The sequence below is a fragment of the Streptomyces sp. Root1304 genome (genome assembly GCF_001426405.1).
In the GTDB taxonomy this organism is placed as follows: domain Bacteria; phylum Actinomycetota; class Actinomycetes; order Streptomycetales; family Streptomycetaceae; genus Streptomyces.
In genome coordinates, this window is the sequence record NZ_LMEP01000012.1 from 1,092,957 (window position 1) to 1,119,925 (window position 26,969).

Here is a 26,969-nt window from a genome sequence, read left to right on the forward strand (position 1 = left end):
GCCCGTCGCCGCGAGCATCGGGCAGCATAGGGCCATGTCCGTACTGACGCGCGACGAAGCGCAGACCCGTGCCCAGCTCCTCGACGTCCACCACTACCGCGTGGACCTCGACCTCACCACCGGCGACGAGACCTTCCACTCACGGAGCCTCATCCGCTTCACGGCCCGCGCCGCGGGGGACACCTTCGTCGAACTCAAGCCCGAGACGCTGCACTCCGCCCTCCTCGACGGCGCGCCCCTCGACATCACCGCCCTCGACGGCAACCGCCTGCCGCTGAGCCTCACCGAGGGCGAGCACACCCTGCGCATCAGCACCACCATGCGGTACTCCCGCACCGGCGAGGGCATGCACCGCTTCAAGGACCCGACGGACGGCGAGTCGTACGTCTACACCCAGCTCTTCATGGAGGACGTCCAGCGCGTCTTCGCCGCCTTCGACCAGCCCGACCTGAAGGCCGTCTTCGAGCTGTCCGTCAGGGCGCCCGAGGGCTGGACCGTCCTCTCCAACGGCATCACCGAGCAGCAGCCCGACGGCCGCTGGCAGGCCGCCCCCACCCCGCTGCTCTCCACCTACTTCGTCTGCGTCGCCGCCGGCCCCTGGCACTCGGTCCGCACCGAGCACGCCGGGCTCCCCTTCGGCATCCACTGCCGCCGCTCGCTCGCCGCGCACCTCGACACCGACGCCGACGAGATCCTCGCCGTCACCAAGGCCTGCTACGACCGCTACCACGAGAAGTTCGACGAGCCGTACCCCTTCGACTCGTACGACCAGGCCTTCGTCCCCGAGTTCAACGCGGGCGCCATGGAGAACCCCGGCCTCGTCACCTTCCGCGACGAGTTCGTCTTCCGCTCCGCCGTCACCGTCACCGAGCGCCAGAGCCGCGCCATGGTCATCGCCCACGAGATGGCCCACATGTGGTTCGGCGACCTCGTCACCCTGCGCTGGTGGGACGACATCTGGCTGAACGAGTCCTTCGCCGAGTACATGGGCTTCCAGACCGTCAACGAGGCCTGCGCCGACCTCTTCCCCGACACCTGGGTCGACTTCGGCGTCACCCGGAAGGCCTGGGGCTACGAGGCCGACCAGCGGCCCTCCACCCACCCCGTCGCCCCCGACCCGGAGTCCGTCCCCGACACCGCCTCCGCGCTCCTCAACTTCGACGGCATCTCCTACGCCAAGGGCGCCTCCGCCCTCCGCCAGCTCGTCACCTGGCTCGGCGAGAAGGACTTCCTCGCCGGCATCAACATCCACTTCAAGCGCCACAAGTTCGGCAACGCCACCCTCGCCGACTTCATCGACAACCTCGCCGCCGCCACCGACCGCGACGTCCACGCCTGGGCCGAGCAGTGGCTGCGCACCACCGGCGTCGACGTCCTCACCCCCCGCCTCGAAGGCGAGGGCAACCAGTGGCGGCTGCACGTCGACCGCGACGGCAGCCGCCCGCACCGCATCCAGGCGGGCGTCTACGACCGGCAGCCCGACGGCGCGCTCACCCTGCGCGAGCGCCGCGAGCTCGACGTCCTGCAGGAGGCGCCCGCCGAACTGACCGGCCCGCGCCCCGCGCTCGTCGTCCTCAACGACGGCGACCTCACCTACACCAAGCTCCGCTTCGACGAGGTCTCCGAGGAGTCCGCCCTGCGCGGCCTCTCCCGCGTCCCCGACGCCCTCACCCGCGCCGTGATCTGGAACAGCCTGCGCGACATGGTCCGCGACGGGCAGCTGGAACCCGTCGCCTACCTGGAGACCGCGCGGGCACACCTCGTCGAGGAGACCGAACTCGCCCTCGTCCAGGGCGTCCTGGCCTTCGCCCGCAACCAGATCGCCGACCGGTACGTCACCGAGGCCGAGCGTCCGGCCGCCCTCGCCACCATCGGCGAGATCGCCCGCGCGCTGCTCCGCCGCACCGAGGACGGCGAGGAGCCCGGACTGCGCCTCACCGCCGTCCGCGCCTGCGTCGACAGCGCCACCACCCCCGACAAGATCGCCTCCTGGCTCGACGAGGACACCGTCCACGGCGGCCCGGAACTCGACCCCGAGCTGCGCTGGCGCATCCTCGCCCGGCTCGCCGTCCTCGGCGCCACCGACGAGACCGTGATCGCCGCGGAACTCGAACGGGACCCGAGCGCCACCGGCCAGGAGGGCGCGGCCCGCTGCCGGGCCTCGCTGCCCGCGGCGGATGCCAAGGAGGCGGCCTGGTCGGCCATGTTCGACACGGACGACCTGTCCAACTACCTGTTCACCGCCACCGCCCTGGGCTTCTGGCAGCCCGAACAGGCGGAGCTGGTACGCGGATACGTGCCGCGCTTCTACCCGGCGGCCGTCGCCCTGGCCGACCGCCGGGGCCCGGCGATCGCCGAGGCGGCGGGGCGCTACGCGTTCCCGTCGTACGCCATCGACGCGGAGTCCCTGGCACTGGGCGAGTCCCACCTCGCGAACGACCCGATGATCCCGGCCCTCCACCGCAAACTGGCCGACCAGCTGGACGACCTCCGCCGCGCACTGAAGGCCCGCGAGGCGTAACCGAGTGGGCGGGAGCCGCGCCCCACGGCCGGCTCCCACCCACCCGGCGGGTGCCGTCAACGGCCCGGCGGCGGGGACGCGCCCCCCCGCCCCCCGTCCCCCGTTCGGGTCACAACACCCGCACTCCACGGACAAACCCCGACAACCCCCGGCACCCTGGCGTCCATGCGCGCCGCACCCCCACCCCTCGCCGGAGGCGCCCCCGGCGCCGAGGCACTTCGACCCCTTCTGGACACCGTTCTCGACGCCCTCCGGGAAGGCGCGCGGAACAGGGGCGGGCCCCTCCCGGCCGGCGGCCCGGAGGCGGCCGGACGGCGCGTGCGCGAGGCCCTCGGGGAGCCGCTCCCCGCGACGGGCCGGGGCGCCGACGAAGCGCTCCGCACCCTCGTCCACGCCCTGGCGGAAGGCGCCGCCGACCCCGCCCACCCCCTCTGCGCCGCCCACCTCCACACCCCGCCCCTCGCGCTCGCCGCCGCCGCCGACCTGGCGGCCTCCGCGCTGAACCCGTCCATGGACTCCTGGGACCAGGCGCCCGCCGCCTCCGCCCTGGAAGCCCTGGTCACGGCCGCCCTCGCCGCCGAGGTCTTCCCCGCCGCCGGCCGGCCCGACGCCCTCGTCACGACCGGCGGCACCGAGTCCAACCAACTGGCCCTGCTCCTGGCCAGGGAGCGCCACGGCCCCGCCCTCCGTACCGTCGTCGGAGCCAACGCCCACCACTCCTTCCACCGCGCCGCCTGGCTCCTCGGCCTGCCCGAGCCCGTCGTCGTGCCCACCCCCCGGGGGACGCTCGACCCGGCCGCCCTCGACACGGCGCTGGCCGCCCTCACCGGCCCGGGAGGCCCCGTCCTCGTCGCCGCCACCGCCGGCACCACCGACGAGGGTCTGATCGACCCGCTCCCGGACCTCGCCGAACTCTGCGAGGCCCGGCACGCCGAGTTCCACGTCGACGCGGCCTACGGCGGCCCCGCCCTCTTCAGCCGTACCCACCGGCACCTCCTGACGGGCCTCGACCGCGCCCGTACCGTCACCGTCGACCTGCACAAACTCGGCTGGCAGCCGGCCGCCGCCGGACTCCTCGCCGTACGCGACGCCGACGACCTCGCCGCGCTCGGGCACACCGCCGCCTACCTCAACGCCGACGACGACACCGAGGCCGGCCTGCCCGACCTGCTCGGCCGCTCCCTGCGCACCACCCGCCGCCCCGACGTCCTCAAGACCGCCGTGACCCTCCGCGCCCTCGGCCGCGACGGGCTCGGCGCCCTCGTCGACGCCTGCGTCGCCCTGGCCAGGGACCTCGCCGACCTGGTGGAGAAGGCGCCGGGGCTCGACCTGCGGGCCCGCCCGACGCTCACCACCGTGCTGTTCCGGCCGGCCGGTGCCGAGGACACGGCCGTGGCCGCGATCCGCCGCACCCTCCTCGCCGAGGGCCGCGCCGTCCTCGGCCGCGCCGAGGCGGACGGCCGGCTCTGGCTCAAGGCCACCCTGCTCAACCCCCATGCCACCCCCGGCGACCTGGCTCAGCTCATCACCCTCGTGGAAGGCAGCGCGCACCGATGACCGGCAGCACCCCCAAGGACGACCTCGACCGCCCCCACGATCTGGTGGGCGTCGGCATCGGCCCCTTCAACCTCTCGCTCGCGGCCCTCGCGCACGGCGTCCCCGGCGGTCTCGCCGCCACCTTCTACGAGCAGAAGCCGGCCTTCACCTGGCACCCGGGGCTCCTCATCGAGGGCGCCACCCTCCAGGTCCCCTTCCTCGCCGACCTGGTCACCCTGGCCGACCCCGCCAGCCCGTGGACCTTCCTCAACTACCTGAAGAGCCGCGAGCGCCTCTTCCCCTTCTACTTCGCCGAGAAGTTCCACATCCAGCGCGCCGAGTACGACGCCTACTGCCGCTGGGTCAGCGAGCGGCTGCCCGGACTGCACTTCGGCCACCAGGTCGACTCGGTCCGCTGGAACCCCGAACGGCGCCTGTTCGAGGTCGACTTCACCCAGATCGACCCGGCCGGCGAGGCCGAGGCCCTGGGCCGCGCCTACACCCGGAACATCGTCCTCGGCGTCGGCACCGAGCCGTACGTCCCCGAGCCGCTCAGGCCGCTCGCCGAGGCCCCCGGCGTCCCGGTGATCCACTCCGCCGACTACCTCGCCCACCGCGAGTCCCTGCTGCGCGCCGGGCACGTCACCGTCATCGGCTCCGGCCAGTCCGGCGCCGAGATCTTCCTCGACCTGCTCAGGGCCCGCCCCGCCGGAGCCGAACGCATCCACTGGCTGGCCCGCACCGAGGCCTTCGCCCCGATGGAGTACTCCAAGCTGGGCCTGGAGCACTTCACCCCCGACTACACCCGCTACTTCCACGCCCTGCCCGAGCCGGTACGCGCCGAACTCATGCCCCGCCAGTGGCAGCTGCACAAGGGCATCGACGCCGAGACGATCGCGGCCGTCCACGACGAGCTGTACCGCCGCACCCTGCACGGAGGCTGGCCGGACGCCGTCCTCACCCCCGGCGTCCGGGTCCGCACGGCGGGCCGCGTCGCCACCACCCGGATCGAACTGCACCTGGAGCACCTCCAGCAGGGCAGCCGCTCGCGGCTCACCACCGACGCCGTCGTCCTCGCGACCGGCTACCGGGAGCGGCCGGTGGACCGGATGCTGGCCGGGCTCGACCCGTACCTGCGGCACGACTCGGCGGGGCGCGCCCGGATCGACGAGCAGTACCGGCTGGTCCTCGACCCCTCCGTCACCGGCTCGGTGTACGTCCAGAACGCCGAGCGGCACACCCACGGCGTCGGCGCCCCCGACCTCGGCCTCGCGGCCTGGCGCAGCGCGACCATCCTCAACGCGGTCACCGGCAAGGAGCCGTACCCGCTGCCGCGCCGCACCGCCTTCACCAGCTTCGGCCTGGAGACGCGAGAGGCGCCGGCCATCCCGTCCCAGGACAGGAAGCTGACGCCTCTCACACAGATCGTCTAGGGCCTGCGGACCCCGGGGGGCCTAGAACACCGGCACGCCGTCCCGGGTCAGCTTCCAGTCCACCGAGGCGAAGGTGCCCGGGTCGACGGTCCCCTTGGCCTTCACCCACTGGATGATGGTGTTGCGGATCTCGTCCGAGTTCGCCCACAGCTGCTGGGCGCCGGCGACGTGCGGGAACGCGCCGCCGCCGCTCGCCCGGTAGTTGTTCACCGCGAGGACGAACTTCGCCGCCGGGTCGAGCGGCTTGCCCTCGAAGGACAGGCCGACGATCCGCTGCCCGACCGGCTTGGCGATGTCGATGTCGTACGTCAGACCGGACACGGCGTCGTAGTTGTAGTCCGGCGTGTTGTCCGCGTTGGTCAGCTTCGCGGTGTCGACGGGCGCGCCCGCCGGGGTCTGGACGTAGTACTTCGCCGAGTACTCCAGGTAGTCCTTCAGCTGGGCGCCCGTCAGCAGCCGGGCTTCCATCGTGTTCTCGAAGGGGTAGAGACCGGCGGCGTCCTTGATGGTGATCTCGCCGGCGGGGATGCGGGCGGTGCGGGAGAAGCAGGAGGCCTGCGAGAGCACCGGCAGGGCCGCGTGGGCACCGCCCGCGAGGGCCGCCTTCACCGTCTCGGCCTGGACGACGTTGATCAGGTCGATGATCGGCTCGTCCTTCCACGGCGCGTCGGCCGTGGTGATGGCCGCCGTGGAGGTGCCGATGACCTGGTTGACGTACGCGACGACCTTCTTGTGCTCGTCCGCGAGCAGCCCGGTGATCTCCGGGTCCTCCGCCACCGTGTTGGAGTTGAGGACCTGCGCGCCGACCTTCTCGACGACCCAGCGGCCCTTCTCCCACACCAGGTCGAAGTCGAAGAGGGTGAGGCGCTGGCCCCACTTGAGCGGCTCGGACAGGACGACGTCCTTGCCGGTCTCCTTGTTCGTCACCCGGTACTCGGGGATCTCGCTGTGCGCGTGGCCGACGAGGATCGCGTCGATGCCCGGCACCTGCTCGGCGACGAGCCCGGCCGCGTTCTCGATGTACGGGAGCTGGTCACCGTACGAGGAGGTGCCGCTGGAGCCGGAGTGCGCCGAGACGACGACCACGTCGGCGCCCATCGAGCGGAGCTTCGGCACCCACTTCGCGGCCTGCTCCTCAAGACCGGGGAAGACCATCCTGCCGCTGACGTTCGCCTTGTCCCAGATGGCGATGCCGGGGTTGGTCAGGCCGAGCACCGCGACCTTGACGTCCTTGCCGTGCGGGGTGCGCAGGCGGTGCATGCTGTACGGGGCGAAGGCCGGTCGCAGGGTCTTGGCGTCGAGCGCGTTGGCGCCGAGCAGCGGGAAGTCGCACTGCTCCTCGAACTTCCGCAGCACCGGGATGCCGTAGTTGAACTCGTGGTTGCCGAGCGCGGCGGCGTCGTAGCCGATGGCGTTCATGGCCTGGGCCATCGGGTGGACCGGGCCGCGGCGGGCGGTGATCGGGTCGACCTTGGCGTAGTAGTAGGACAGCTGGGTGCCCTGGATGGTGTCGCCGGCGTCGATGAGCAGGGTGTTGCGGCGGCCCTTCGCCGCGCGGACCTGGTCGACGAGGGTGGAGATCTTGGCGAGGCCGACGTCGTTGTGGGCCTTGTCGTCGAATTCCTTGTCCGTGAAGTAGTCCCAGTTGAAGACGTTGCCGTGCAGGTCGGTCGTGCCCATCACGGTGAAGGAGTACCGCTTCTGCGGACGCGGGCGGCCGGGGCCGTGGGCCTCGGCGGGAACGGCGACGGCTCCGGTGACGGCCACTCCGGCCCCGGCGGCGGCGGTGCGCTCCAGGAACGTCCTGCGGTTCAGCGGCATGTTCTTTTCTCCCCTTGGTTCAGTGACATCGGCGCCGACTGCGGCACACAACGCGCGTAGATTCTGGCTCAGGAGTCACGTCGGCAACAGACCTTTCGGGTTACGGAGTGGGAAAGTGTTCGGTGACACCGCCGACGCCGTACGTGGAGGAGCCCGCCGTGACGCAGGAACACCCGACCCCCGAGGCGCCCCAGGTGACGGTCCGTGGGGAGGGCCGTCTGGAGGTCGATCCCGAGCTGGCCCAGGTCTGGGTGACGGTCGCGTCCCGGGGGACGGACCGGGCGGCGGCGCTCGCCGATCTGACCCGGCGCAACGCCCGGGTGCTCGATCTGCTCAAGGCGCAGGGCACACCGGTGGAGAAGGTGGAGACGGGCAGCGTCTCGATCGCCCCGGACCTCGGCAGGCGGGGGCGCGGCGAACGGGTGCAGAGCTATCGGGGCCGGGTCGCGGTGAAGGCCGAGCTGACCGACTTCACGGTGTTGGGGGAGCTGGTGACGCGGCTCGCCGATCTGGAGATGACGAGCGTGGAGGGCCCGTGGTGGGCGCTGCGGCCGGACTCCCCGGCGTACGCGGAGGCGCGCCGGCTCGCGGTGACGGAGGCGGTCCAGCGGGCGCGGGCGTACGCGGAGGCGCTCGGCACCTCGCTCGCCTCACTCCTCGAACTGTCGGACGCCGGAGCCGACCGGGGCCTCATGCCGAGGGACCGGGGGTACGGCGCGGGGCCGGTGGCCTTCGCGGCGGAGGCGGCCGGCGGGGCCCCGGCGCTCGACCTGGAACCGCAGCGGCAGACGGTCACGGCGGAGGTCGTGGCACGGTTCACGATGCGGCCGCCCGCACTCTGAGACAGGGGGTGCGGGGGCGCGGAAATCGCTCATCGGAGCACCCCGGCGCACAGATTCAAGACTTGTCAACAGCCTTTCACGGAAAGGTTGTTGAGTAGTCATGTCTCGCCAACTCGCTACTGGCGGGTAAGGCCTAGGGTCGACCCATGCGCCGAGCGAAAATCGTTTGTACCCTTGGGCCCGCCACCGAAACATACGACCAGATCAAGGCGTTGGTCGAGGCCGGAATGGACGTGGCCCGCCTCAATCTCAGCCACGGTTCGTACGTCGAGCACGAGGAGCGCTACCGGCGCGTCCGCAAGGCCTCCGACGAGGCCGGCCGCAGCGTCGGGGTGCTCGCCGACCTTCAAGGCCCGAAGATCCGCCTCGGCCGCTTCCGCGAAGGTCCCGTACTCCTTGAACGCGGTGACGAGTTCGCCATCACCGTCGAGCCGATGGAGGGCGACCGCCACTGCTGCGGGACGACCTACTCCGGTCTCGCCGCGGACGTGACCGCCGGGGAGCGCATCCTCGTCGACGACGGCCGCGTCACCCTGGAGGTCACCTCGGTCGAGGGCCCCCGGGTGAACACCCTGGTCATCGAGGGCGGCATGGTCTCCGACCACAAGGGGCTCAACCTCCCCGGCGTCGCCGTCTCCGTCCCCGCCCTCTCCGAGAAGGACATCGAGGACCTGCGGTGGGCGCTGCGCATCGGCGCCGACGTCATCGCCCTCTCCTTCGTCCGCAGCGCCCGCGACATCGACGACGTGCACCGGATCATGGACGAGGAGGGCCGCCGGCTGCCCGTCATCGCCAAGATCGAGAAGCCGCAGGCCGTCGAGAACATCGAGGAGATCGTCGCCGCCTTCGACGGCATCATGGTCGCCCGCGGCGACCTGGGCGTCGAAATGCCCCTGGAGCAGGTGCCGATCGTCCAGAAGCGCGCCGTCAAGCTGGCCAAGCGGAACGCCAAGCCGGTCATCGTCGCCACCCAGATGCTCGACTCGATGATCGACAACTCCCGCCCCACCCGTGCGGAGGCGAGCGACGTCGCCAACGCCGTCATCGACGGCACCGACGCCGTGATGCTCTCCGGCGAGACCAGCGTCGGCCGCCACCCGATCGAGACCGTGCGCACCATGAGCCGGATCGTCGAGGCCGCCGAGGAGGACGTCCTCGCGAAGGGCCTGCCGCCGCTGACCGAGCGGAACAAGCCCCGGACCCAGGGCGGCGCGGTGGCCCGTGCGGCGGCCGAGATGGGTGACTTCCTCGGCGCCAGGTTCCTGGTCGCCTTCACGCAGTCCGGCGACACGGTCAAGCGGCTGTCCCGCTACCGCTCGCCGATTCCGCTGCTCGCCTTCACCCCGGACCCGGCGACCCGCTCGCAGCTCAATCTGACCTGGGGCGTCGAGACCTTCCTCGGCCCGCACGTCGACTCGACGGACGCGATGGTGGCCCAGGTGGACGAGGAACTGCTGCGGATCGGCCGCTGCCGTCCGGGCGACATCGTGGTCATCACGGCGGGCTCGCCGCCGGGTGTCGCAGGGTCGACGAACCTGGTCCGGGTGCACCACATCGGAGAGGCTCTGACGTAGGACGGGCTATTCGTCTCAAACCTTGGAATCAAAGGTAAAGTGCCCCGGGTGGGATTCGAACCCACGCTGTATGGTGTTTGAGACCACTGCCTCTTCCGCTGGGCTACCGGGGCATCCTTCGAAACGAAGGTCGGTGATCACCCGCCGTGTCCCTACCTTACAGGAGGTAGGTAGGCTCATGGGGAGCTGTATCCGCCTCGGAACGAGGCCATCGAACGAGGAGCCCGCGTGACCGCCCCCGAGTCGCCCCAGCCCGCCGACGACGCCGACGCGTCGCACGTCCCGCCGCTGACGACCCGCGTCGTCATCGCCGAGGACGAGGCCCTCATCCGCCTCGACCTCAAAGAGATGCTGGAGGAAGAGGGCTACACGGTCGTCGGTGAGGCCGGCGACGGCGCCACCGCCGTCGAGCTCGCCCGCGAGCACCGCCCCGACCTCGTCATCCTCGACGTGAAGATGCCCGTCCTCGACGGCATCTCGGCCGCCGAGAAGATCGCGGGCGAGTCCATCGCCCCGGTCCTCATGCTCACCGCCTTCTCGCAGCGCGAGCTCGTCGAGCGGGCCAGGGACGCCGGCGCCATGGCGTACCTGGTGAAGCCGTTCAGCAAGAGCGACGTCGTGCCCGCCATCGAGATGGCCGTCTCCCGCTTCTCCGAACTGCGCGCCCTGGAGCAGGAGGTCGCGGACCTCTCCCAGCGCCTGGAGACCCGCAAGCTGGTGGACCGCGCCAAGTCGGTCCTGCAGACCCAGTACGGACTGACCGAGCCGGCCGCGTTCCGCTGGATCCAGAAGACCTCCATGGACCGCCGCATGTCGATGCAGCAGGTCGCCGAGGCGGTCATCGAGGACGCCGAGGAGAAGAAGGCGGCCAAGGGCCAGTAGCAGGCCCCGCCCCGTACACGAGAAGGCCCGCCCCACGACGTCGTGGGGCGGGCCTTCGGTTCGTGGGGCTCAGTCCTCGCCGAGGTACGCCTTGCGGACGGACTCGTCGTGGAGCAGGTCCTGCCCCGTGCCCGAGAGCACGATCTTGCCGATCTCCATCACATGGCCCTGGTCCGCCAGGGCCAGCGCGGCCTGGGCGTTCTGCTCGACGAGCAGGATGGTGGTGCCCTGGGCCTTCAGCTCGGAGATGGTCGCCATGATCTTCTGCATCATGATCGGCGAGAGACCCATGGAGGGCTCGTCGAGCATGAGCAGCTTCGGCTGGGACATCAGCGCCCGGCCCATGGCGAGCATCTGCTGCTCACCGCCGGAGAGCGTGCCGGCCGCCTGCTTGCGACGCTCGCCCAGGATCGGGAAGAGGTCGTAGGCGCGCTGGACGTCCTTGGCGATGCCCGCGGTGTCCTTCCGGAGGAAGGCGCCGAGGAGCAGGTTCTCCTCGATCGACATCCGGGGGAAGATGTGGCGGCCCTCGGGGGAGTGGGCCAGACCCAGCGAGACGATCTTGTGCGCGGGGATCTTGCGGAGGGACTTGCCCTCGAACTTGATCTGGCCGCCGACCGGCTTGAGGAGCCCGGAGAGGGTCCGCAGGGTGGTGGTCTTCCCGGCGCCGTTGGTGCCGATGAGGGTGACGACCTCACCGGCGTCGACGGAGAAGGAGATGCCCTTGACGGCCTCGATCTTTCCGTAGGCGACGCGCAGGTCCTCGACTTCGAGCAGTGCGGTCATGCGTCGTTCTCCTTGCCCGAAGCAGGGTCGTGCGGGGTGTCCTCCGAGGCCTCTTCGGCGGCGGGGGCCTCGGGGGACTCCTCGCTCCCGTCGGCCTCGGGGGCGTCGTCGTCGGCGGTGGTCTCGTCGGCCTCGTCCGCCTCTTCGGCCGCGGGGGCCTCAGGGGCGTCCGGCTCCGCGACCGGCGCCTTCTCCGACTCGACCGGCTCGCCCAGGTACGCGGCGATGACCCGCTCGTCGCTCTGGACGGTCTGGCTGTCGCCCTCGATCAGCTTCTGGCCCTGGACGAGCACGGCGACCCGGTCGCAGAGGTTGAAGATGAACCGCATGTCGTGCTCGATGACGAGCACGGCGATGCCCATGTCCCGGATGGCGAAGATGAGTTCCTCCGCCGCCCGCGTCTCCTGCGGGTTCATGCCGGCGGTGGGCTCGTCGAGCAGGATCAGGCCGGGGTCGCTCGCGAGGGCGCGGGCGATCTCCAGCTTGCGCTGCTCGCCGTACGGGAGGTTCTTCGCGAGGTGCTGCGCCTTGTCCTGCAGGCCGATGAACTCCAGGAGCTCCATCGCCCGCTTCGACGCCTCGGCCTCGGTCTTCCGGAAGCCGGGCAGCCGGAGCAGCGCGGACCAGAGGCCCTGCTTCATCCGGGTGTGGCGTCCGACGAGGACGTTCTCCAGGACCGTCATGTTGTGGAAGAGACGGATGTTCTGGAAGGTACGGGCGATGCCGGCGTCGGTGACCTTGAAGGACGTGGGCGGCAGGACCGTGCCCTTGTACCGGACTTCGCCCTCGGTCGGGATGTAGAGACCGGTGAGGCAGTTGAAGAAGGTGGTCTTGCCGGCGCCGTTGGGGCCGATGAGACCGACGATCTCGCCGCTGTTCACGGTGAGGTTCACATCGCGCACGGCGGTGAGGCCGCCGAACCGCATGGTGACCCCGCGCGCGTCGAGCACGGTCTCGCGGGCGGCCGGCTCGGTGGTGGCCCCGGCCTTGGTGGTGGTCGTCGTCATGGTTCAGGCACCTGCCTTGGCGAGCGTGGCGGGCGTCTCGTCCTTCTCGTGGAACTCCAGCTGGTTGCGCCGGTTGGCGATCATGCCCTCCGGGCGGAAGCGCATGAGCAGGATCAGCGCGACGCCGAAGAGCAGCAGCTGGTACTCGCCCATGAACTGGAGCTTGTTCGGGATGAGGAAGAGCAGGGACGCGCCGACCAGGGGACCGCTCATGGTGCCCATGCCGCCGAGGACGACGGCCGCGAGCAGGAAGGCGGAGTTGGGCGGGATCGGACCGGCGAAGAGGTACTGCTCCGGGGTCACCGTGTAGGTGACGTGGGCCTGCACGGTGCCGGCGAGACCGGCCAGCGAGGCACCGAGCGCGAAGGCGATCAGCTTCACCCGGAAGCCGTTGATGCCCATGGCGAGCGCGGCGGTCTCGTCCTCGCGGATGGCGACCCAGGCGCGGCCGATGCGGGAGTCGCCGCTGCGCCGGAAGACCAGCACGACGACCGCCATGATCAGCAGCATCAGGAAGAAGTAGTTCGCGAAGCGGCCGATGGTGAAGCCGCCGATCACGTGCTCGGCGCCGAAGTCGAACCCGAACATGCTCAGGTTCGGGATGGACGCGATGCCGTTGGAGCCGTTGGTGATGTCGGGACCGGAGGTGCCGTCGGTGTTGTTCACCGTGATCCGGAAGATCTCACCGAAACCGAGGGTGACGATGGCGAGGTAGTCGCCGCGCAGCCGCAGGGTCGGGGCGCCGATGAGGACACCGAAGATCAGGGAGGCCGCCGCACCGACCAGGATGGCCGCCCAGAAGGGGAAGTGCAGACCGAACGGGGAGGTCGGGGCGCCCGAGACGAGGGCGGCCGCGTAGGCACCCACGCCGAGGAAGGCGACGTAACCGAGGTCGAGGAGACCGGCGAGGCCGACGACGATGTTCAGGCCCAGGGCGACCGTGGCGAAGATCAGGATGTAGACGCCGAGCGTCGCGTACTGGTCGTCGGTCTGGGTGAAGGGGAAGAGAGCCGCGGCGGTGAACGCGCCCGCGATGGACAGGTTCTGGTGCTTGCCGGTGAGCTGCGTGGCCTGCGCGATGAGACCCGACTTGTTGACCGCGGCGAAGCCGAGGCCGGCCGTGATCAGGAAGCCGAGGAACAGCTCGTCGTACTCCGTGCCGACACCGTAGGTGAAGACGCCGAGCGCCACGGCGAGGACGCCCGCGATGATCAGGATCTCCAGGGAGGAGTGCATCGAGGGCAGTCGGCGCACCGAACCGGTGGTGGCGAAGGCCGCCTTGAAGGTGGCCCAGTTGTTGCCGGCCTTGTGCTTGAACTGGTCCCAGCCGGTGTCCTCGGGGTCCACGGGCAGCAGCTTCGGCCGCTCGAAGGGGAGGGCGAGGGCGCCGAGGAGGGCGAGCAGGGTGGCGAGCGCGAGGATCGCGCCGCCCGGCTCCAGGTTGACCGGGCCGCCGAGCTCGATGCTGATGGCGCCGACCGTGAACCAGGCGGTGCCGAAGGAGGCGAGCGCGGCGAGCTTGAGGGCCGCGTCACCGCCGGCCGGGGTCAGCCAGCGGGTGCCCTTGACGCCGTACGACGAGAGGGCGAAGAGGACGGTGAGCAGGCCCAGCACCAGGACCTGCATCTGCAGGCCGGCGGGGGAGCCGTAGAACGTGAGGTCGCCGGGGAAGCGGGACGTCCAGGTCCAGGAGAGGAAGCAGCTGGCGACCGTGACGACGGCGCCGCCGAGGGCGAGGGGGCGGGCGGCCCCGGCCGGCACGAAGCCGATGAGGCCGGTCGCCTCGGGGGCGGGAGCCGTCGCCGCCGTGGTGTTCTCGGAGATGGTGGTCATGGTGCTCACGCCCTGTCCGCGACGCGCTCGCCGAGGAGGCCTTGTGGCCGGGCGAGGAGTACGACGATGAGGAGTACGAAGGCCCAGACGTCTGCCCAGGACTGGCCGCCGAGCTGGTCCATACCGGGGATGTGGCTGATGTAGGCCGTCGCCATGGTCTCCGCGACGCCGAGGACCACACCGCCGATCATGGCCCCGTAGATGTTGCCGATGCCGCCGAGGACGGCGGCGGTGAACGCCTTGAGTCCGAGGAGGAAGCCCATCTTGTAGTCGACGACGCCGTACTTGAGGCCGTAGGCGACGGCGCCGACCGCGGCGAACGCGGCACCGAGGGCGAACGCGATCACGATGATCCGGTCGGTGTTGACGCCCATGAGCTTCGCGGTGTCCGGGTCCTGCGCCGTGGCCTGCATGCCGCGGCCGACGCGGGTGCGCATCACGAAGAAGGCGAGGACGGCCATGCAGATCGGGGCGGCGATCAGGAGGAAGACGTCGCCGGTCTGGATGGTGACCGGGCCGAGCTCGATCGGGCCGCCGGGGATCTGCGGGAAGGTCCGGGCGGACTTCGCCTCGGGGTAGAAGGTCCACACGGCCTGCTGGAGGGCGAGCGAGAGACCGATCGCGGTGATGAGCGGGGCGAGGCGGGGGCCACCGCGCAGCGGGCGGTAGGCCAGGCGTTCCGCCCCGACGGCTATCGTCGTCGCGACGAGCACGGCACCGATGATCATGAGGGGCAGCGCGACCCACATGGTGGTGCCGCCGGGCAGGATGAGCCAGACCGTGAGCGCCCCGAAGCCGCCGGTCATGAAGATCTCGCCATGGGCGAAGTTGATGAGCTGGACGATGCCGTAGACCATCGTGTAGCCGACGGCGACCAGCCCGTACATGGATCCCAGTAGCAGGCCGTTGACCAGCTGCTGCGGCAGTTCGTTCACCGCATTGTCCTCCGAGACTTTCGACGGATGTGACACCGCGCGGGGCGCCTGGTGCGGCCCCCCGCGCGATGAAAGTGGTGCTGAGTGGTGCGGTACGGGCTGCTGAGGATCAGCCGCCGAAGGTGCCGGACTCGACCGGCTTGTACGCGCCGCCCTCGACCTTGTAGACCGTGAGCTGCTTGTTCGTGGTGTCACCGAACTCGTCGAAGGAGACCTTGCCGGTCACGCCCTCGAAGGAGACGCCCTGCATGGCCTCGACGACCTTGGCGCGCTCCGGGACCTTGCCGCCGTTGCCCTCGGTGGCCTTCTTGACGGCCTCGATGACCGCCCAGGTCGAGTCGTAGGCGTAGCCGCCGTAGGCCTCGTAGGCCTCCTTGTAGCCCTTGGCCTTGTAGTTGGCCAGGAACTCCTTGGCGGACGGGAGGGACTCGATCGGCGAACCGACGGAGGTGGCGATGTCGCCCTCGGCCGCCGTGGCGCCCGCCAGCTTCACGTACTCGGGGCTGTAGATCGCGTCGCCGCCGACGACGGTGACCTTCGCGCCGGCCTCCTTGATCTGCTTGGCCAGCGGGCCGGCGGCCGGGTACTCGCCACCGTAGTAGACGACGTCGGCGCCGGAGCTCTTCACCTTGGTCGCGACCGCGGAGAAGTCCTTGGTGTCCGGGTTGATGTGCTCGGTGCCGAGGACCTTGCCGCCGAGCTTCTCGAACTCGCCCTTGAAGGTGCCCGCGAGGCCGGCGCCGTAGGTCTTCTTGTCGTCGATGATGAAGGCCTTGGTCTTCTTGGCCTTGTTGAAGACGTACTGCGCGGCGAACGGGCCCTGGATGGCGTCCGTGGTCGCGGTGCGGAAGTACGACTTGTAGCCGCGCTTCTTGTCACCGGTGGACCAGTTGGGGCCCTGGCTCAGCGACGGGTTGGTGTTGGCCGGGGAGACCTGGACCAGCTTGGCGTCGTCGAAGACCTTCTGCATCGACTCGGACACCGAGGAGTTCAGCGGACCCACGACGCCGAGGACGTTCTTGTCGGCGACGAACTTCGTGGCGTTCTGCTGGCCGGCGGAGGGCTGCGCCTGGTCGTCCAGGGTCTCCAGCTTGAAGGTCACGCCCTTGACGTAGGCCTTCTCGTTGGCCGTCTTGACCGCGAGGTCGGCCGAGTTCTTGATGCCGAGGCCGAGGGCGGACAGCTCACCCGTGAGGGGCGCGTCGAGACCGATGGTCACGGTGACATTGCCGCCGTCACCGTTCCCGGCCTCGCCACCCTTGTCGTCGCGAGAACCACAGGCGGTGAGCGTGAGCGCTCCCGCGGTGACCGCGGTGGTGAGTATGAGCAACGAACGGTTTCGCACGAAGGGTCCTTTCCCTGGCGCGGCCCCCTCGGACGAGGCGGTGCCGTGAAGCTGCGGAGCGAGGGGCGCCGTTGTGGAACGCCGGGCCGTACTGGGTTTGGTACAAGGCCGTGCAGTAGAACGCGCCCGGCGGCGCGGTGACTGGCGGTGACTCTAAGCGCAGGTGGGGAGGGTCGGGGAGCGGCGAGGACAGGATGTGACTGTCTTGTTATGCCGAGGGGGAAATGGTGTGCGCGGCGCCTGGGAAAACCGGGGCATAGGGGTCGGTAACGCGGTGTTCACATACTGAGAACGCCCAGTTCCGCTAAGGGGCTTGAGCGATTCTTGGTACTGACGGTCCGCTCAGCGGACTCTCCGGATATCGGACAGCGGCAGAAACCTGAGCGGACGAACCGGCCCTTCCGCTTCAGGTCGGAGCGACTCGTGTGTATGTGACACAGCGTGACGAAGGGGAGGGTGGGCGAAGGGCGGGAACGCCGAAGGGGGCGGCACCCGCGGGTGCCGCCCCCTTCGTGGTCCGTCGCTGGTCAGGCGCCCGGGGCCACCGCCGCGTCCGCGCCGGAGGCCGCCGCGGGGCCGTCGCCCGTCAGCATCGCGGCGTCCTTCGCGGTGACCTCACGCAGCAGACAGGTCAGCCGCGCCGAGCAGACCCGCTTGCCCTGCTCGTCGCTGATCACGATCTCGTACGTCGCCGTCGTGCGGCCGCGGTGCACCGGGGTCGCCACACCGGTCACCAGCCCGCTGCGCACCCCGCGGTGATGGGTGCAGTTCAGGTCGACGCCCACGGCGATCCGGGAGGACCCGCCGTGCAGCATCGAGCCGACGGAGCCCAGCGTCTCGGCGAGCACCGCCGACGCGCCGCCGTGCAGCAGACCGTACGGCTGGGTGTTCCCCTCCACCGGCATCGTGCCGACGACCCGCTCGGCGGACGCCTCCACGATCTGGACGCCCATCCGGTTCCCCAGGTGCCCGGCGGAGAAGAGCGCCGGGAGGTCGACGCCCAGCGCCGCGTACTCGTCGATGACCTCCTGCGGGAACGTCACGTGCTGCTGCTCGCCCATGGGCCGGCTCCGTTCGTCTTCGTACGGCGACTGCTCTTCGTACGGCTGCTGATACCGCCTGAGCAAACGCTTAGGCGGAAGGGGATTGTTCCAGACGGACGACCACGGACTTGCTCGCGGGGGTGTTGCTGACGTCCGCCGTCGACTCCAGCGGCACCAGGACGTTCGTCTCCGGGTAGTACGCCGCCGCGCACCCCCGGGACGTCGGATAGTGCACCACCCGGAAACCGGGCGCCCGCCGCTCGCTGCCGTCCGTCCACTCGCTCACCAGATCCGCGTACGCCCCGTCAGCGAAGCCCAGCGCCGCCGCGTCCGCCGGATGGACCAGCACCACCCGGCGGCCCCCCTTGATGCCCCGGTAGCGGTCGTCCAGACCGTAGATCGTGGTGTTGTACTGATCGTGCGAGCGCAGCGTCTGGAGCAGCAGCCGGCCCTCCGGCACGCGCGGGTACTCGACGGGCGCCGCCGTGAAGTTCGCCCTGCCGGTCTTCGTCGGGAAGCGGCGCTCGTCACGCGGCCCGTGCGGCAGCGCGAAACCGCCGGGGTTCGCCGCGAGCCGCGCGTTGAAGTCCTCGAAACCGGGCACCACGCGCGCGATGCGGTCCCTGATCGTCGCGTAGTCGGCCTCGAACTCCTCCCAGGGCGTCGCCGACCCCGCGCCGAGGACGGCGCGGGCCAGCCGCGCCACGATCGCCGGCTCGGAGAGCAGATGCGGGCTCGCGGGCGGCAGATTGCCGCGCGAGGCGTGCACCAGACTCATCGAGTCCTCGACCGTCACGACCTGCTTGCCGCTCCGCTGCACGTCCTTGTCGGTGCGCCCGAGCGTCGGCAGGATCAGCGCGCGGGTGCCCGTCACCGCGTGCGAGCGGTTCAGCTTCGTCGACACGTGCACCGTCAGCCGCGCGTTCCGCATCGCGGCCTCGGTGACCTCGGTGTCCGGGGTCGCACCGACGAAGTTCCCGCCCATGGCGAAGAACACCTTCGCCTCGCCGTCGCGCAGCGCCTGGATCGACCGCACCACGTCGAAGCCGTGGTGGCGCGGCGAGACGATCCCGAACTCCTTGTCCAGGGCGTCCAGGAAGGCGGGCGCGGGCCGCTCGAAGATCCCCATCGTGCGGTCGCCCTGCACGTTCGAATGACCGCGCACCGGGCACACCCCGGCGCCCGGCCGGCCGATGTTCCCGCGCAGCAGCAGGAAGTTGACCACCTCGCGGATGGTCGGCACCGAGTGCTTGTGCTGGGTGAGGCCCATCGCCCAGCAGACGATCGTCCGCTCCGAGGCGAGCACCATCTCCAGGGCCCGCTCGATCTCGGCGCGGTCGAGCCCGGTCGCCGCGAGCGTCTCGTCCCAGTCGGCCGCCTTCGCCGCCGCCACGAACTCCTCGTACCCATGGGTGTGCTCGCGTACGAAGGCCTCGTCGACGGCCCCGGCGGTCTCCAGGACCAGCTTGTTGAGCAGCCGGAAGAGGGCCTGGTCGCCGCCGATCCTGATCTGGAGGAAGAGATCGGTGAGCGCGGCGCCCTTGAGCATGCCCTGCGGGGTCTGCGGGTTCTTGAAGCGCTCCAGCCCCGCCTCCGGCAGCGGGTTCACCGAGATGATCCGCGCGCCCGCCGCCTTCGCCTTCTCCAGGGCGGACAGCATCCGGGGATGGTTCGTCCCCGGGTTCTGCCCGGCCACGATGATCAGGTCCGCCCGGTGCAGGTCCTCCAGGGAGACGCTGCCCTTGCCGATGCCGATGGTCTCCGTCAGCGCCGAGCCCGAGGACTCGTGGCACATGTTGGAACAGTCCGGCAGGTTGTTCGTGCCGAACTCGCGGGCGAAGAGCTGGAGCAGGAACGCGGCCTCGTTGCTCGTACGCCCCGAGGTGTAGAAGAGCGCCTCGTCGGGGGAACCGAGCGCCCGGAGCTCCTCCGCGAGGATCGCGAAGGCCCGCTCCCAGGTCACCGGCTCGTACCGGTCGCCGCCCTCGGGCAGCAGCATCGGCTCCGTGATCCGGCCCTGCTGGCCCAGCCAGTACCCGCTGCGGGTCGCCAGGTCCGCCACCGGGTGCGCGGCGAAGAACTCCGGGGTCACCCGGCGCAGCGTCGCCTCCTCGGCGACCGCCTTCGCGCCGTTCTCGCAGAACTCCGCCACATGCCGCTTGTCGCCCTCCGGCCAGGCGCAGCCGGGACAGTCGAAGCCGTCCTTCTGGTTGACCTTGAGCAGGGTCCGGGCGGTCCGCAGCGTCCCCATCTGCTCCTGCGCGATCCGCAGCGTGTGCCCGACGGCGGGCAGCCCGGCGGCGGCGTGCTGCGGCGGCGTGACCTGCGGTGCGTCCTGGACCGGGTCGCCCACCGGCGGCTTGCTGACCATCGCGCTCTCCCTTGAGCGGTAATCCTGCTGCGTACGTCCCCGATCCTGTCACGCGGCACCGACAGCCCGGGACCCCGCCGGTGTGGACGGGATTGTCAGCGGTCCGTGGCAGGATCGTCATGTGGCCGAGACAGCATCGAAGAACCCCGCAGACACCCGCCCCCGCCTGCTCCTCATGGACGGGCACTCGCTCGCGTACCGGGCGTTCTTCGCGCTCCCCGCGGAGAACTTCACCACCGCGACCGGGCAGCCGACGAACGCGATCTACGGGTTCGCCTCGATGCTGGCGAACACGCTCCGCGACGAGGCCCCCACCCACTTCGCGGTCGCCTTCGACGTGTCCCGCAAGACCTGGCGGTCCGAGGAGTTCCCGGAGTACAAGGCGAACCGCTCCAAGACCCCCGACGAGTTCAAGGGGCAGGTCGAGCTGATCGGCGAGCTGCTCGACGCGATGCACGCGCCGCGCTTCGCCGTCGACGGCTTCGAGGCCGACGACGTCATCGCGACCCTCGCCACCCAGGCCGAGGCCGAGGGCTTCGACGTGCTCATCGTCACCGGCGACCGGGACTCCTTCCAGCTGGTCTCCGACCGCACGACCGTGCTCTACCCCACCAAGGGCGTCTCCGAGCTGACCCGCTTCACCCCGGAGAAGGTCCAGGAGAAGTACGGCCTCACGCCCTCGCAGTACCCCGACTTCGCGGCCCTGCGGGGCGACCCGTCCGACAACCTCCCCGGCATCCCGGGCGTCGGTGAGAAGACCGCCGCCAAGTGGATCAACCAGTTCGGCTCCTTCGCCGAGCTCGTCGAGCGCGCCGAGGAGGTCAAGGGCAAGGCCGGGCAGAACTTCCGCGATCACCTGGAAGCCGTCAAGCTCAACCGCCGGCTGACCGAGATGTCCAAGGACGTCGAGCTGCCGAAGACGGTCACCGACCTCGCCCGCGAGCCGTACGACCGCGGGGCCGTCGCCCTCGTCCTCGACACCCTGGAGATCCGCAACCCCTCGCTGCGCGAGCGGCTCCTCGCCGTCGACCCGGGCGCCGCCGAGGAGGCCGCCCCGGCCCCCGCCGCCGGTGTCGAGATCGACGGCACCGTCCTCGGCGCCGGCGAGCTGGCGCCCTGGCTCGCCGAGCACGGCACCGAGCCCCTCGGCGTCGCCACCGTCGACAGCTGGGCCCTCGGCACGGGGAACGTGAGCGAGGTCGCCCTCGCCGCCGCCGACGGCGCCGCCGCCTGGTTCGAGCCGAGCGCGCTCGACGAGGCCGACGAGCGCGCCTGGGCCGAGTGGATCTCCGACGCCGGCCGCCCCAAGGTCCTGCACAACGCCAAGGGCGCCATGCGAGTCTTCCCCGAGCACGGCTGGAGCGTCGCGGGCGTCACCATGGACACCGCCCTCGCCGCCTACCTCGTCAAGCCCGGCCGCCGCTCCTTCGCCCTCGACGCGCTCTCCGTCGAGTACCTCGGCCGTGAGCTGGCCCCGGCCGCCGCCACCGACGGACAGCTCGCCTTCGGCGCCGACGACACCGCCGAGGCCGAGGCCCTCATGACGCAGGCGAGGGCCGTCCTCGACCTGGCCGACGCCTTCGACGAGCGGCTCGGCGAGGTCGGCGCCCGCGAGCTGCTCCACGAGGTCGAGCTGCCCACCTCCGCCCTCCTCGCCCGTCTGGAGCGGCACGGCATCGCCGCCGACCGCGACCACCTGGAGGCCATGGAGCAGCAGTTCGCCGGGGCCGTGCAGCAGGCCGTGAAGGAGGCGCACGCCTCCGTCGGCCACGAGTTCAACCTCGGCTCGCCCCAGCAGCTCCAGGAGGTCTTCTTCGGCGAGCTGAACCTGCCGAAGACCAAGAAGACCAAGACCGGGTACACCACGGACGCCGACGCGCTCGCCTGGCTGGCCGGCCAGACCGAGCACGACCTGCCCGTGATCATGCTCCGCCACCGCGAGCAGGCCCGGCTGCGCTCGACGGTCGAGGGCCTGATCAAGACGGTCGCGGCGGACAACCGCATCCACACCACCTTCAGCCAGACCGTCGCCGCCACCGGCCGCCTCTCCTCGACCGATCCCAACCTGCAGAACGTGCCGGTGCGGACGGACGAGGGCCGCGCCATCCGGCACGGCTTCGTCGTCGGCGAGGGCTTCGAGGCCCTCATGACCGCCGACTACAGCCAGATCGAGCTGCGCGTCATGGCCCACCTCTCCGAGGACGAGGGGCTCATCGAGGCCTTCACCTCCGGCGAGGACCTGCACACCACCGTCGCCTCCCAGGTCTTCGGCGTCGAGCGGTCCGCCGTCGACGCGGAGATGCGCCGCAAGATCAAGGCCATGTCGTACGGCCTGGCCTACGGCCTCTCCGCCTTCGGCCTCTCGCAGCAGCTGAACATCGACCCGGGCGAGGCCCGCGGCCTGATGGACACCTACTTCGAGCGCTTCGGAGGGGTACGGGACTACCTGCGCCGTGTCGTCGACGAGGCCCGCGCCACCGGGTACACCGAGACGATGCTCGGCCGCCGCCGGTACCTCCCCGACCTCAACAGCGACAACCGGCAGCGCCGCGAGGCCGCCGAGCGGATGGCGCTCAACGCCCCGATCCAGGGCACGGCCGCCGACATCGTCAAGGTCGCCATGCTCAACGTCGACCGGGCGCTGGCCGAGGAGGGCCTCGCCTCCCGGATGCTCCTCCAGGTCCACGACGAAATCGTGCTCGAACTCGCCCCCGGCGAGCGCGAGCGGGTCGAGGCCCTGCTCCGCGAACAGATGTCGGCCGCGGCCGACCTGCGAGCCCCCCTCGACGTCTCGGTGGGCGTGGGCCCGAACTGGGACTCGGCGGCTCACTGACGCGATGACGGCCCACCGGGGCCGGGCGATCGCCCGGCCCCGGTGGCGCCTTCGGCCCGCACGCCGTGGGCCGTCGCCTCGCCCCGCTCCCGCCTCCGTGCGGGCAAGCGTCCCGCCGGGGCGTGGGGGTTCCCGGACGAAGTCCGGGGGAGGGCGGGCACGCGGGACATCGCCCCTGCCGGGCCGAGGCTCCTGGACGACAGGGCGTCACGGCCAGCACAGGCGCCCGGCCCCGGCGCCTGTGCGCCACTCGGACCAGTCGGAGGGCGCCCCACCACCTCCGCTCCCGAAACTGGGGGCATGACCCCGCGCCGCCGCCCCCGCCTCCCCACCTGGGCCCTCCTCGGCGCCCTGCTCGGCGCGTCCGCCACCACCTGGCCCTGGCCCGCCGAGGCGCACCGGGCAGCCGCCCTCTGCACCTCGACCCGCGAGCCCGCCCTCGCCCTCCGGCTCTCCCAGGACATCGCGGCCGTCCTCAAGGGCCGCGACGGCACGGTCTCCGTCGCCGTCCACGACCCCGCCCGCGAACTGCGCTGCCGGCTCGACGACACCCTGGCCTACGACTCCGCCAGCGTCGCCAAGGTCCTGATCATGCAGGCCGTCCTCGGCCGCGCCGAGGAGCTCGGCCGGGCGCCGACCCGCCTGGAGGCCAGGCGCATGAAGGCGATGATCACGCGCTCCGACAACACCGCGGCCTCCGACCTCTGGCAGGGCCTGTCCCGCGCCCGGCTGAACAGGGTGCTGCGCGAGGCCGGCGCCCAGGACACCGTCCTCGGCCACGACCGCTACTGGGGGCTCACCCGCACCACCGCCCGCGACCAACTGGCCCTGCTCGCCGCCGTCTCCCGCCGCGCCGAGGCGATGAACCTGATGGGCCAGGTCGCCCACGACCAGGCCTGGGGCGTCTCCGCGGGCGCCCCCCGCACGGTCAAGGTCCACCTCAAGAACGGCTGGCTGCCCCGCGCCACCCACGCCTGGCGCGTCCACAGCATCGGCATCGCGCGCCCGGCCTCGCCCGCCCCGGGCGGTGCGCTCGACTACCGCATCGCCCTCCTCAGCCACGACAACCCCACCATGCGGTACGGCGTCCGGACCCTGGAGGGGATCGCCCTCGTCGTGCACCGCGCCCTCTCCGGCGGCGGCACCGCGGCCCGGGGCTTCACCCCGCCGGAGAAGATCAGCGAGACCCCTGACGGGAGCGCTCCGTACGAGCCGCCGGGCGCGCGCCCTCCGGAACGGACCGACCCGACGGAACAGGCTCCCCCGAAGGCCCCACCGGAGCAGGGCCCCGGCCCGGCCGGGCGGACAGCCGCACCCACGTCCCGTACAGCACGAGTCCGACGGCGAGCCCCGCGCCGGCCCCGAAGCAGGCCGTCGGAATGACGTCCAGGGGCGTCTCGATCCGGTCCCAGCCCCAGTACGCGGCCCAGCGCAGCACCCGGTGCCCGATCCCGGCGAGGACACAGCCGCCGATCAGCCCCACGGCAAGGAGCCGCCCCCGCCGGTCCGGGACCGGCACCCCGGCGGGCAGCGCCGGGCCGGGAGCGGCGGAGCGCAGCGCCCGCGCGAGGAACCACCCGAGGAAGCCCAGGGCCAGCGCCGAACCCCCGTACTGCGCGTAGAGGTAGACCGGGAACCCGGCGACGACGTCGCCGAGCACCGGGATCGCCCGCGTGCCCCAGCGGTCGATGTGGGTGAAGGAGTCCCACACGACGTGGGTGGTCGCGCCGAGCGCGGCGGAGAGGCCGAACCATCCGGCGAGCGCGGCCGGGTGCCGGTCACGCCAGGGCCGGCCCCGGACCAGCCCGTACACCCGCCCGCGCCATCCGGCGGGCAGCAGCGCCACGAGCGGCTCGCGGACGGTCAGCCACAGACCCACGAGCAGGGCCGTGATCAGCACGTCGGCGGTGACGACGCCGACGGGGGAGTGGGTGACGTCCCCGAAGGTCATCGCCCCGGGGAAGGCCGTCGCGGCGAAGTAGGTCATGTCGGGCGCGAAGGAGCCCGCGACGAGCGCGGACGCGACCAGCGGCCCGCGCGCGGTCCCGTTCCGGCGCAGTCCGGGCAGCACGGCAGCGGCATGACTCAGCGTGAAGGGCAACGGGACTTCCCCCAGGTTCCGGTGGTGACGGCCGCGGCACGTCGTCGGCCACCGGGGAAGAGGCCCCGGACCGGCCCCCCGGTTCCCGTACGCGCCGGGTCCGGAAGCGGCCGAGAGGTGACGAAAGCGTGAAACAGGGTCAGGCGCCGGTGCCTGGTGGGCCGGTGTTGGCATAGGGTCGCCGGGGGTCACACGCGGGGAGCGTGGGGCCGGAGTCGAGGGGGAAGGGACCACGGACATGTCAGCGACGCATTTGGGCCGCAGGCTGCGCAGGGGAGCCACCAGCGGTGCGGTGGTGGCCGCGGCGGTCGCCGCGCTCGCCGCCTCGCAGGCGCCGGAAGCGGTCTCTCCGCCCACGGACAACGCGGGAGGCGACCGTTCCGTCGGCGCCGGGGACACCGCGACGCCCCCCGGTGACGGCTCCGCCACCGGTGACTCGCCGTACTACACGGACCTGCCGCCGCTGAACACCCCGAACAAGCCCGGTGTGACGCCCGCCGTCCCGCCGGCCTTCACCGGGCCCGCCGAGGCCGGCATACCCGCGTCCGTGATCTCCGCCTACCAGCGCGCCGAGCAGTCGATCCGCTCCACCGACCCCGGCTGCAACCTGCCCTGGCAGCTGCTCGCCGGCATCGGCAAGGTCGAGTCCGGCCAGGCGCGCGGCGGCCGGGTCGACGCCAACGGCACGACGCTGTCGCCGATCCTCGGCCCCATCCTCAACGGCGTCGGATTCGCCAACATCTCCGACACCGACGGCGGCGCCTACGACGGCGACAAGACCCACGACCGCGCCGTCGGCCCGATGCAGTTCATCCCGTCCACCTGGGCCGTCTGGGGCCAGGACGCCAACAGCGACGGGAAGAAGGACCCGAACAACATCTACGACGCCGCGCAGGCCGCCGGGCTCTACCTCTGCGCGAACGACCGCGACCTGGCGCTCAAGGCCGACCTCGACCGGGCGATCCTCAGCTACAACCGCTCGACGGAGTACCTGAACACGGTCCTGTCCTGGTTCACCTACTACCAGCGCGGCACCCACCAGGTCCCGGACGGCACGGGCATGCTCCCGGTCGACCGCAGCGACGGCCGGGGCCAGGGTCACCGCCCCGCCCCCACCTTGCCGCCGGTACGCCTCCCGGCGACCCCCACGCCGAACCCGAAGCCGTCGAAGCCGGGCACCCCGGGGGAGGCCACCCCGCCGCCGACCGCGCCCACCACCCCCACCAAGCCCCCGGTCACCCCGCCGACGAAGCCGCCGACCGTGCCGCCCGCCGCCAAGGTCACCCGCCTCTCGCCCGTCGCGACGGGCAAGCTGACCGCGACCACCGGGAACGCCTTCGCCAAGGCCCCCGCGGTCGCCGCGCTCGACGGCGTCGGCACCCCGGTCAGCGGGGTCGAGATCCGCTTCGAGATCACCGGGACCACCGACTCCCGTTTCCCCGGCGGCTCGACCACCGCGACCGTCACCACGGGCTCCGCCGGCATCGCGACGGCCCCCCTGCCGAAGGCCGGCGAGAAGACCGGGTCGTTCACGATCAAGGCCACCGTCGTCGGCCGCACCCTGGCCGCGGCCGAGTTCACCGCGACCGTCACCGAACGGCAGGCGGACGCCCTCGCCCGGGTCGGTGGTGACCCCCTGACGGCCACCACCGGCACCGCATACGCCCAGCGGGTGCAGGCGAAGGCCACCGACGGGGGCGCGCTCGCCCCCGGCGTCGTCGTCACCGCCGTGGTCGTCGCCTCGGCGGCGGACACCGCGGAGAGCGCCGACGGCCCGTACTTCAAGGACGCGGCGGGCAACCCCCTCCGCACCCTCACGCTCACGACCGACGAGAACGGTCTGATCTCCCTCCCCGAGCTCTTCGCGGGCGACAAGGCCGGCGCGTACGTGCTGCGCCTCACCGCGCCCGGCGGAGGCAGCACGGAGATCACGCTGACGGTCACGGCACCGGCCACCACGCCCACCCCGGACCCGTCCCCGTCCGGCAGCGGCTCGCCCGAGGCCACCCCGTCCGCCTCACCTTCCTCCCCCTCCTCCTCTCCCTCGGCCTGATCCCCGGCCCTCGACCGGGCCTCACCCGCGCTCAGCGCCGCCTCCCCGCGCCG

At 71.7% G+C, this 26,969-nt stretch carries 17 protein-coding genes, 1 tRNA gene and 1 pseudogene; 9 read left to right on the top strand and 10 right to left on the bottom strand.

Going from position 1 to position 26,969, the window contains the following annotated elements:
- The first annotated feature begins 34 nt into the window (after positions 1–34).
- The 3 genes from pepN (at position 35) to ASD33_RS17790 (ending at position 5,490) form a co-directional block, all read left to right on the top strand.
- Entirely contained in the window at positions 35–2,521 is a 2,487-nt protein-coding gene (gene pepN / locus ASD33_RS17780) for an aminopeptidase N (protein WP_056560850.1), read from the top strand.
- 165 nt (positions 2,522–2,686) lie between these two features.
- Positions 2,687–4,078, top strand: a complete 1,392-nt coding sequence (locus ASD33_RS17785; RefSeq protein WP_056560853.1) for an aminotransferase class V-fold PLP-dependent enzyme — start codon at positions 2,687–2,689, stop codon at positions 4,076–4,078.
- Complete coding sequence (locus ASD33_RS17790) at positions 4,075–5,490, top strand: SidA/IucD/PvdA family monooxygenase (RefSeq protein WP_056560856.1); 1,416 nt, start codon at positions 4,075–4,077, stop codon at positions 5,488–5,490. Before ASD33_RS17785 ends, ASD33_RS17790 begins: the two co-directional genes overlap by 4 nt.
- Before the next feature lie 21 nt (positions 5,491–5,511).
- Here ASD33_RS17790 and ASD33_RS17795 read toward each other — a convergent pair whose 3' ends face one another.
- Positions 5,512–7,311 carry a 5'-nucleotidase C-terminal domain-containing protein gene (locus ASD33_RS17795; protein ID WP_056560859.1) on the bottom strand — a complete coding sequence of 600 codons (1,800 nt, stop codon included), beginning with the start codon at positions 7,309–7,311 and terminating at the stop codon, positions 5,512–5,514.
- Between the two features lie 158 nt (positions 7,312–7,469).
- On the opposite strand from ASD33_RS17795, the gene ASD33_RS17800 reads away from it, so the two are divergent.
- Positions 7,470–8,153 carry an SIMPL domain-containing protein gene (locus ASD33_RS17800; RefSeq protein WP_107103751.1) on the top strand — a complete coding sequence of 228 codons (684 nt, stop codon included), beginning with the start codon at positions 7,470–7,472 and terminating at the stop codon, positions 8,151–8,153.
- Between the two features lie 146 nt (positions 8,154–8,299).
- Entirely contained in the window at positions 8,300–9,727 is a 1,428-nt protein-coding gene (pyk, locus tag ASD33_RS17805; RefSeq protein ID WP_056560862.1) for a pyruvate kinase, read from the top strand.
- Positions 9,728–9,767: 40 nt separating this feature from the next.
- On the opposite strand, the gene ASD33_RS17810 is transcribed toward pyk, so the two are convergent.
- A tRNA-Leu gene (locus ASD33_RS17810) sits at positions 9,768–9,840 on the bottom strand.
- A 115-nt stretch (positions 9,841–9,955) separates the two neighbouring features.
- On the opposite strand from ASD33_RS17810, the gene ASD33_RS17815 reads away from it, so the two are divergent.
- On the top strand, positions 9,956–10,609 hold the full coding sequence (locus ASD33_RS17815; RefSeq protein ID WP_056560864.1) for a response regulator: 654 nt from the start codon (positions 9,956–9,958) through the stop codon (positions 10,607–10,609).
- A gap of 69 nt (positions 10,610–10,678) precedes the next feature.
- Here ASD33_RS17815 and ASD33_RS17820 read toward each other — a convergent pair whose 3' ends face one another.
- From ASD33_RS17820 to ASD33_RS17850, 7 genes are all read right to left on the bottom strand, one after another.
- On the bottom strand, positions 10,679–11,395 hold the full coding sequence (locus ASD33_RS17820) for an ABC transporter ATP-binding protein (protein WP_056560867.1): 717 nt from the start codon (positions 11,393–11,395) through the stop codon (positions 10,679–10,681).
- A complete protein-coding gene (locus tag ASD33_RS17825; protein ID WP_056560870.1) occupies positions 11,392–12,402 on the bottom strand; it encodes an ABC transporter ATP-binding protein in 1,011 nt (336 codons plus the stop codon). Before ASD33_RS17825 ends, ASD33_RS17820 begins: the two co-directional genes overlap by 4 nt.
- Before the next feature lie 3 nt (positions 12,403–12,405).
- On the bottom strand, positions 12,406–14,235 hold the full coding sequence (locus ASD33_RS17830; RefSeq protein ID WP_242427022.1) for a branched-chain amino acid ABC transporter permease: 1,830 nt from the start codon (positions 14,233–14,235) through the stop codon (positions 12,406–12,408).
- Positions 14,236–14,240: 5 nt separating this feature from the next.
- Positions 14,241–15,170 carry a branched-chain amino acid ABC transporter permease gene (locus ASD33_RS17835; protein WP_056560876.1) on the bottom strand — a complete coding sequence of 310 codons (930 nt, stop codon included), beginning with the start codon at positions 15,168–15,170 and terminating at the stop codon, positions 14,241–14,243.
- Between the two features lie 109 nt (positions 15,171–15,279).
- Entirely contained in the window at positions 15,280–16,515 is a 1,236-nt protein-coding gene (locus ASD33_RS17840) for a branched-chain amino acid ABC transporter substrate-binding protein (protein ID WP_056560878.1), read from the bottom strand.
- A 527-nt stretch (positions 16,516–17,042) separates the two neighbouring features.
- On the bottom strand, positions 17,043–17,576 hold the full coding sequence (locus ASD33_RS17845; protein ID WP_056560881.1) for a hotdog fold thioesterase: 534 nt from the start codon (positions 17,574–17,576) through the stop codon (positions 17,043–17,045).
- Between the two features lie 70 nt (positions 17,577–17,646).
- Positions 17,647–19,929, bottom strand: coding sequence for an FdhF/YdeP family oxidoreductase (locus ASD33_RS17850; RefSeq protein WP_056560884.1), 2,283 nt, complete (start codon positions 19,927–19,929; stop codon positions 17,647–17,649).
- A 175-nt stretch (positions 19,930–20,104) separates the two neighbouring features.
- Between ASD33_RS17850 and polA the strand changes: the two genes are divergently transcribed.
- Positions 20,105–22,762, top strand: coding sequence for a DNA polymerase I (polA, locus tag ASD33_RS17855; protein ID WP_242427056.1), 2,658 nt, complete (start codon positions 20,105–20,107; stop codon positions 22,760–22,762).
- Between the two features lie 666 nt (positions 22,763–23,428).
- Positions 23,429–23,722: pseudogene (locus ASD33_RS36315) on the top strand (serine hydrolase); the annotation flags it as partial.
- Between the two features lie 217 nt (positions 23,723–23,939).
- On the opposite strand, the gene ASD33_RS34210 reads toward ASD33_RS36315, so the two are convergent.
- Positions 23,940–24,863 carry a DUF4184 family protein gene (locus ASD33_RS34210; RefSeq protein ID WP_079044826.1) on the bottom strand — a complete coding sequence of 308 codons (924 nt, stop codon included), beginning with the start codon at positions 24,861–24,863 and terminating at the stop codon, positions 23,940–23,942.
- Between the two features lie 238 nt (positions 24,864–25,101).
- Between ASD33_RS34210 and ASD33_RS17870 the strand changes: the two genes are divergently transcribed.
- A complete protein-coding gene (locus tag ASD33_RS17870; RefSeq protein ID WP_056560896.1) occupies positions 25,102–26,916 on the top strand; it encodes a hypothetical protein in 1,815 nt (604 codons plus the stop codon).
- Positions 26,917–26,969 lie beyond the last annotated feature (53 nt).